The sequence below is a fragment of the Burkholderia sp. HMSC10F09 genome (assembly GCF_001806955.1).
Lineage (GTDB): Bacteria > Pseudomonadota > Gammaproteobacteria > Burkholderiales > Burkholderiaceae > Burkholderia > Burkholderia multivorans.
The window spans coordinates 24,814-32,183 of the sequence record NZ_KV786799.1; the positions used below are offsets into that span (position 1 = coordinate 24,814).

The 7,370-nt window shown below is 68.7% G+C and carries 6 protein-coding genes; 3 read left to right on the forward strand and 3 right to left on the reverse strand.

Annotated features, from left to right (window positions below; genetic code table 11):
* Positions 1-121: 121 nt before the first annotated feature.
* The 3 genes from HMPREF3115_RS19590 to HMPREF3115_RS19600 form a co-directional block, all read right to left on the reverse strand.
* Positions 122-2,071 (reverse strand): bifunctional diguanylate cyclase/phosphodiesterase, encoded by a 1,950-nt coding sequence (locus tag HMPREF3115_RS19590; RefSeq protein ID WP_070555670.1) that lies wholly within the window; start codon positions 2,069-2,071, stop codon positions 122-124.
* Positions 2,068-3,192, reverse strand: a complete 1,125-nt coding sequence (locus HMPREF3115_RS19595) for an ABC transporter substrate-binding protein (RefSeq protein WP_070555672.1) — start codon at positions 3,190-3,192, stop codon at positions 2,068-2,070. The genes HMPREF3115_RS19590 and HMPREF3115_RS19595 overlap by 4 nt, the downstream gene beginning before the upstream one ends.
* 336 nt (positions 3,193-3,528) lie before the next feature.
* On the reverse strand, positions 3,529-4,251 hold the full coding sequence (locus HMPREF3115_RS19600; protein WP_070555674.1) for a FadR/GntR family transcriptional regulator: 723 nt from the start codon (positions 4,249-4,251) through the stop codon (positions 3,529-3,531).
* Positions 4,252-4,524: 273 nt separating this feature from the next.
* Here HMPREF3115_RS19600 and uxuA point away from each other — a divergent pair, with 273 nt between their 5' ends.
* The 3 genes from uxuA to HMPREF3115_RS19615 form a co-directional block, all read left to right on the forward strand.
* A complete protein-coding gene (uxuA, locus tag HMPREF3115_RS19605) occupies positions 4,525-5,583 on the forward strand; it encodes a mannonate dehydratase (RefSeq protein ID WP_006412064.1) in 1,059 nt (352 codons plus the stop codon).
* A 75-nt stretch (positions 5,584-5,658) separates the two neighbouring features.
* Positions 5,659-6,969 (forward strand): MFS transporter, encoded by a 1,311-nt coding sequence (locus HMPREF3115_RS19610; protein WP_006412063.1) that lies wholly within the window; start codon positions 5,659-5,661, stop codon positions 6,967-6,969.
* Positions 6,970-7,120: 151 nt separating this feature from the next.
* On the forward strand, positions 7,121-7,370 hold a 250-nt coding region (locus HMPREF3115_RS19615), incomplete at its 3' end, for a GntR family transcriptional regulator (RefSeq protein ID WP_141751705.1).

A 7,370-nucleotide genomic window follows, 5' to 3' on the forward strand; every position in this document is an offset into this window, starting at 1 on the left:
TGCGACGGGCTCGTCGTTTGTCCGGCGCACGGTCGCGCAGCACCGGCGCGGAGCAAGCGCCGTCAGCGTAGCGCTCGCCGGCCAGCGTCGCATCGTCCGTTGCCGATACGGCGCCATCCCGTCAGTTTCCGTCGCGCCGCGCACTGCGCACGTCGTCGAGGCGCGTGAGCGTCGCGCCGATCCGCGCGACGCTCGCGCCGCCGCGCGTTGTCGGCACGTCCGGTGCGCCGGTGGCCGCACCGTCGTCCTGTGCAATCGCGTCGTCGGCCGCACTCGCACCGTGTGCTGCGCTCGCGTCGGCCGGAGCGCTCGCGCCGGCCGTTGCACTCGCCTCGGCCGGCTGAATCGCACCGAGCAGTTCGCGATAGCGCACGCATGCGCTCTGCCCGCTCGCCTTCGCCGCATACATCGCCGCATCGGCCTTCATCAGCAGTTCCTCGGCCGAGGCGCCGTCCGCCGGGTATTCGCTGACGCCGATGCTCGCGCCCACCGCCATGCGGCGCTCGCCGAGCTCGAGCTCGGCGGCCATCACGCGCTGGATCCGCGACGCGACGTCGGCGATCACGGCGGGCGAGCGCAGGTCCGAGATCAGCACGACGAATTCGTCGCCGCCGAGCCGCGCGACCATGTCGCCGCTGCGCAGCACCTGGCTCAAGCGCTTCGCGACCAGCGCGAGCATCCGGTCGCCGACCGAGTGCCCGTGCTGATCGTTGATCTGCTTGAAGCGGTTCAGATCGACGAACATCACCGCGAGCGCCGCATCGACCGCGGCCGCATGGCGGATCGCCGCATCGAGGCGCTCCATGAACAGCATGCGGTTCGGCAGCCCGGTCAGCGGATCGTGACCGGCCAGATGCGCGAGCTCCCGCTGCTTCGCGCGCAGCATCGCGACCTGCGTGCGGATCTCGTCGCGCATCGCATCGAAGCAGCGCGCGAGCACGCCGATTTCGTCGGTGCGCGCGACCGGCAGCCGCTCGGCAGCCGGCTCGTCGAATACGTGCGTCGCCGCGCGCGCCAGCGCCTGCAGCGGCCGCGTGATCGCGCGCGCGAACAGGATCGCGAGGATCCCGGCGAACACGCTCGAGACGAGCACCATCCGCACGATGCGATCGCCGAGCCGGTCGGCCGGCGTCAGTACGTCGGTCAGCGGCCGCGCGAGGCCGAGCACGACGAAGCGATTCCCTTCATCGGTGCCGAACGGCGTGCGCACGAACGCGTGCATGCGGCCCGCCGACGCGTCGCGCTGCGCGAGATCGCTGAGCGACACGTTGGTGCGCGCACCGTCGAACAGCGCGCGCGTCGCCGGGAAGCTGTCCTGCATCACCACGCGCCGGCCGCGGTCGAAGCCGAAGGTCTGCGACGGGTCGGGATGGACGAGGAAGTCGCCCCACTCGTTCGCGAGATAGACCGCATAGTCTTCGGGCAGATCGCGTTCGAGACGCTCGAACACACGCGACAGTTCGATATCGACGACGAGCGCGCCGACCGTTTGCCCGCGCGCATCGACGACCGGCGTGCCGACGCGCAGGATCGGCAATCCTTCGGCCGCATGCGAGCCGGTTTCGTGATTGATCGCGATCGGCGACACGTAAATATGCCCGGGTGCCGTCGCGAGCGTGTCGAACACGTAGGAAAACTGTCCCTTCTCCTGAAACGCGCTTTCCGGCAGCACGACGATGCCGTTCGCATCGCGATCGACGCGGATCCGCTCGAGCCCGAAATGCCCGCGTTCGATCAGACGAATCTGCAGATACTCGGGATGATTCGCCATGAAGCTGCGGTACACCTGCTCGAGCCGAGCGCGCCGCGCCGCGACGCGCCCCTCGCCGCGCGCGATGCCGACCGACGACGGCAACTGCGCGAGCACGAGCGCATCGGCGGCCACGTCCGCGAGCGCGCTCGTGAAGCGCTGCGCGAGCAGGTGCGTCGACATCAGCAGGCTGTGCTGCGCTTCCTGCGCCAGCATCGTGCGGTTCGCGCGATACGTGTAGTAGCCGGTCGAGCCGGATGCGATCACGCCGATGCACGCGAACAGGATCGACAGCTTCGAGGTGAGCCCGAGTCGGATCATGTGCGGAAGCGTTCCGGTCGGTCGCCCGATACGATGCGGCTCCACAGCGCCTCGCGTCGGGCGATGTTCTCGACGGGCTGTATCCATACCAGATGCTGTCCGGCGACGTCCGCGCCGAGCGGCGGGGCGAGCGTGTTCGCGAGTCCCTGGCGTTCGGTGAGCAGCGCGCCGATCGCGGGTTCGAGCATGTAGTTGATCCACGCGAACGCGAGGTCCGGCCGGTCGGCACCGCGCGTGACGGCCCAGCAGTCGAGCCACGCGAGCGCGCCTTCGTCCGGAATCGCATAGCCGACGTCCGCGCCGGCGCGGCGCAGCAGCTGCACCTGCTGCGTGCCGTAGTTGCCGAACATCAGCGCCGCGCGATGTTCGATGAAGAGCGCGGTCGCTTCTTCAGGAAGCGTGTAGTAGGTGAGCAGATTGCGGCGCAGGTCGACCAGCTTGCGCGCGACGACGAGCGTCTGCGCAGGCGTCAGCCGAAACGGATCGCGATAGCCGAGCGCGAGCGCGGTGAACGAGAAATTGTGCTGCGCGCTGTTGAAGTCGAGCACCTTGCCGCGATAGCGGCGATCCCACAATGCGAGCATCGAACGCGGTGCGGCAGGCACCTGCCGGCGATCGTAGATCACGCCCATCGACGAATACGTGAACGGAATCCCGTAGACCGCATCGCCCTGCGCCAGCCCGCCGATCGCGGCGAGTTGCTGAAACGCCGGCAGTTGCCGCCGGCGGTTCGGAATGCGCGACAGGTCGATCGGCGCGAGCAGCTTGCCGCGCGCATAACGCTGGATCTCGGCCGTGTTCGCGGCGAGCACGTCGTACGGCGGCGGCGACGCGCTATGCATGCGTGCCCACAACGCTTCGTCGGAATCGACGAACGTCACTTCGACGCGCGCCCCGAACTGCGCTTCGAATGCGGCGACCGCGTCGCGATCGGCGTAGCCCGGCCACGCGAGCACGCGCAGCACGTTGCGGTTCGCAGCTTCGGCGGAGAACGCGACGATCGGCGGGCACAGCAAGCCGAGCGCCAGCTTGACGAACACGCGACGCGCCGCGCCGCGTTCAGGCGAACGCACGCCGATTCTGCTGATCAATGGATCCCCGCTTGAATCGCTCGGCTGCATTCGACTGTCCTTTTTTCGAGTCGATGCGATATGCGCAAACGACACCATAAAAAGCACGGCCGCGCAATCGGAACAAGCCGCACGACACGGCGCCCGATACGGTCGGGATCGGACACCGCATCGGACACCGCCACGGACCCACGCGCGAGCGAGCGCCTCCGAACGTTGCGCACGCATCGAGCGCTAACGCATCGCGCGGTGCATGGCGACGGCCGCACGCATTCCTCTGATCGTTCAATCGTACGGGCGGAGCGGGCGCATGACCGGCCGCCGGTCGAGGGCGGCGAGGTCCGACAGCGGCACAGCGTCCCGCACCCAAGCGACGTCGACGCCGCGCTAACGCCACGCCTGCGTAAATTCCGCGATCACGCGCGACAGATGTGCACGCATCGCGTCGCGCGCGCCATCCGCATCGCGCGCCATGATCGCCGAGAAGATTCGCTGGTGATCTTCCTGCGACGCCTCGCGCAATGCGGGCGAATGAAAGTGCTGCTCGATCTTGTCCCACAGAGGATCGCTGCGCGCACAGTCCCACATGGCCGTGACCATATGCAGCAGCACCGTATTGCCCGTGGATTCGGCAATGCGCAGATGAAACTGGCGGTCGGCCGCGTGGTAGGCGGCCTTGTCGCCCATCTGCTCGCGCATCGTCGTCAACGAGAAAAACAGCCGGTCGAGATCCGCGTCCTTGCGCTCGGTCGCCGCGAGCGCCGCGACCTCCGCCTCGATCAGCCCGCGCGCGCGCAGCGTCTCGATCGGCCCCGGTCCGCGCGGCAGCTCGAACGAGACGGGCCGCGCGGCATCCGCCGCCGACACGTAGATCCCCGAGCCGACGCGCACCTCGACGATGCCCTGCACCTCGAGCGCAATGATCGCCTCGCGCACCTGCGTGCGGCTCACGCCGAACTGGTCGGCCAGGCTGCGCTCGGACGGCAGCCGCGCGCCCGCTTCGAGCGCGCCGGACGCGATCGTCGCGTGAATCTGCCGTGCGAGACCGATATAGGAACGGTCGGCGGCATCGGTATCGCGGGAAGTGGGCAGGCTGGAAAGATCGGTCATCGAAGGCTCGTCACGGGCGGGCCGGCATCGTCGCGGCGCCGGGTCGCGAAAATGGTACACCAATTTTCGCTGCCACCCTACTCGCGTCGGTTCTCATCATGTGGGAATCCACGGCGTCGGCGCCCTATGCGATCGCGGATTTGGCCGGACAACTGGTAAACCACTATCCCGCCAGATTGGCATACCAATCATAATGCGCTCACCGACGACGAAGGTCGCGCCGGTCGCGGCCGCCCGTCGCTCATCCCTCACCGCCCATCAGGAGCCGCTCCCGTGAAGATGTCTTTCCGCTGGTACGGCGAGTCCGATCCGGTCTCGCTGCAGTACATCCGTCAGATTCCCGGCGTCACGCATATCGTGTCCGCGATCTACGACGAACCGGTCGGCGAAGTGTGGCCCGCGCAGAAGATCGACGCGCTGAAGGCGACGATCGAGCGTGCCGGGCTGCGCTTCGAGGTCGTCGAGTCGGTGCCCGTCCACGAGGACATCAAGCTCGGCAAGCCGAGCCGCGACCGGCTGATCGACAACTACCGTCAGACGATCCGCCATCTCGGCGCGGCCGGCGTGCGCGTCGTCTGCTACAACTTCATGCCGGTGTTCGACTGGACGCGCACCGAGCTGTCGAAGACGCTCGACGACGGCTCGACGTGTCTCGCATTCAGCACCGAGGCGGTCGAGCGGATCGACCCGAGCGCCGGCATCGCGCTGCCGGGCTGGGACACGAGCTACGGGCCCGATGCGCTGCAGGCGCTGCTCGCCGAGTATCGCGACGTCGACGAAGCCGCGCTGTGGGCGAATCTCGAATACTTCCTGAAGGCCGTGATCCCGGTCGCCGAAGAAGCAGGCGTCAAGATGGCGATCCACCCCGACGATCCGCCACGTCCGATCTTCGGGCTGCCGCGCATCGTGAAGGACCGCGACGATCTCGCGCGGATCCTGCGCATCGTCGACACGCCCGCGAACGGCCTCACGCTCTGCTCGGGCTCGCTCGGCGCGGGCCCGCAGAACGACGTCGAGGCGCTGGTGCGCGAGTTCGGCGCGATGGGTCGCATCCACTTCGCGCACATCCGTAACGTGAAGGTCGACGCGGCCGGCAATTTCGAGGAGACGGCGCACCTGTCGAGCTGCGGATCGCTCGACATCGCCGCGATCGTGAAGGCGTATCACGACACGGGCTTCACCGGCTACGTGCGGCCCGATCACGGCCGGATGATCTGGGGCGAGACCGGCAAGCCCGGCTACGGCCTCTACGATCGCGCGCTCGGCGCGGTCTATCTGAACGGACTGTGGGAAGCGCTCGCGAAATTCGACCGCGCGCCGCAGCCGGCGTAACCGTCATCGCCTTCGAGGCGGCCGGCGCCGCGGATCGCCGGTCGCCCGCCACGACATTCCGCGCGGAGACACCTCATGCCACGCATCCGATGGGCCATGATCCTGATGTGCTTTCTGGCCAACGTCATCAACTTCATCGATCGCGCGAACCTCGCGATCGCGGCGCCCAGCATACGCGCGGATCTCGGCCTCGACGCGGTCGGCATGGGTCTCGTGCTCAGCGCCTTCTTCTGGACTTACGCGTTTCTGCAGCTGCCGGCCGGCTGGTTCATCGACAAGGTCGGCGTACGCGTGAGCCTCGCGCTCGCGGTCGGCTGGTGGTCGCTGTTTACGGTCGCGACCGGCGCGGCGCGCGGGCTTGCCCAGCTCGTCGGCGTGCGGCTGATGCTCGGCGTCGGCGAAGCGGCCGCGATCCCGTCGTTCGCGAAGGTCGCGTTCAACTGGTTCCCGCGCAGCGAACGCGGCCTCGCGAGCAGCATCTTCGACAGCGGCTCGCGCGTCGGCTCCGCGCTGTCGCTGCCGCTCGTCGCATGGCTGATCTCGATCGTCGGCTGGCGCGGCTCGTTCGCGGTCACCGGCGCGATCGGCATCGTGTGGACCGCTGCATGGTGGTTCGTCTATCGCGACCCGGAACGCTACCGCCACATCGCGCCCGATGCGGTCGACGCGCTGCTTGCGCAGCGCGGCGCACCGGCCGTCGCCGACACGGCCGACCTGCCGACCGTGTCGTGGCTCGACCTGTTCCGCTACCGCACCGTGTGGGGCATGATGATCGGCCTGTTCTGCCTGAACTTCGCGATCTACTTCTTCATCACGTGGTTCCCGAGCTATCTGCTGCAGTCGCGCGGCTTCTCGCTCGCGTCGCTCGGCACCTGGGGCATGCTGCCCGCGCTGCTCGCGATTCCGGGCGGCTGGCTCGGCGGCTACGTGTCGGACAGCCTGTTCCGTCGCGGCTGGAGCGCGACCGCCGCGCGCAAGACCTGTCTCGTGCTCGGGATGCTGCTGTCGTCGTCGATCGCGCTGTCCGCGTTCGTCGACAACGTGTGGGTATGCCTCGCGCTGTTCGCGCTAGCCTATGCGAGCCTGTCGTTCGCGGGTGCGAACGTGTGGACGCTCGTCGGCGAAGTCGCGCCGACGCCCGCACACGTCGCGTCGCTCGGCGGCATCCAGAACTTCGCGGGCAATCTCGCGGGAATCTTCATCACGACGTTCACCGGCGTGATGCTGTCGCTGACCAAGGGCTCGTTCGTCGTGCCGCTCGCGGTGGCCGGCGCGCTCTGCGTGGTCGGTGCGCTGTCCTACCTGTTCATCGTCGGCAAGGTCGAGCCGCTGCCGGTCCCGCGCGATCGCGCAGCCGCGCGCAACGCGGAGCCGAACGCGGCTTAATGCGTGAGGCCGGCGGCGCGCGGCGGGGATGGGCCGCCCGCGCGTCGCCGCGTCGCTTTCCTTTTCCGCGCACGCATCGGACAATGGCTCGCGCTCGCCGGCGCGGCCTTTCCCTGGGCCCGCTCGGCGGCACCGCCGCCTGCCCAGCCCGATGAAACGCTACGAAACCCTCGCGCATACGATCGCCGACGAAATCCGCCACGGCAACCTCGCCGCCGGCACGCGGCTGCCCTCGCTGCGGCAGATCATCGCGCAGCACGGCGTCAGCCAGTCCACCGTGTTTCGCGCGTACTACCTGCTCGAACAGTGGGGCCTGATTCGCGCGCGCGAACGTTCGGGGTACTACGTCGCGCCGGGCGCCGTTGCGCCGGGCGCCGTCGCGCCGGGCGCCGCCGCGCCCG

Coding starts and splice junctions, on each gene's coding strand:
- HMPREF3115_RS19610 (WP_006412063.1), top strand. CDS start 5,659: ATGCCACGCATCCGATGGGCCATGATCCTGATGTGCTTTCTGGCCAAC.
- HMPREF3115_RS19600 (WP_070555674.1), bottom strand. CDS start 4,251: ATGACCGATCTTTCCAGCCTGCCCACTTCCCGCGATACCGATGCCGCC.
- HMPREF3115_RS19595 (WP_070555672.1), bottom strand. CDS start 3,192: ATGCAGCCGAGCGATTCAAGCGGGGATCCATTGATCAGCAGAATCGGC.
- HMPREF3115_RS19590 (WP_070555670.1), bottom strand. CDS start 2,071: ATGATCCGACTCGGGCTCACCTCGAAGCTGTCGATCCTGTTCGCGTGC.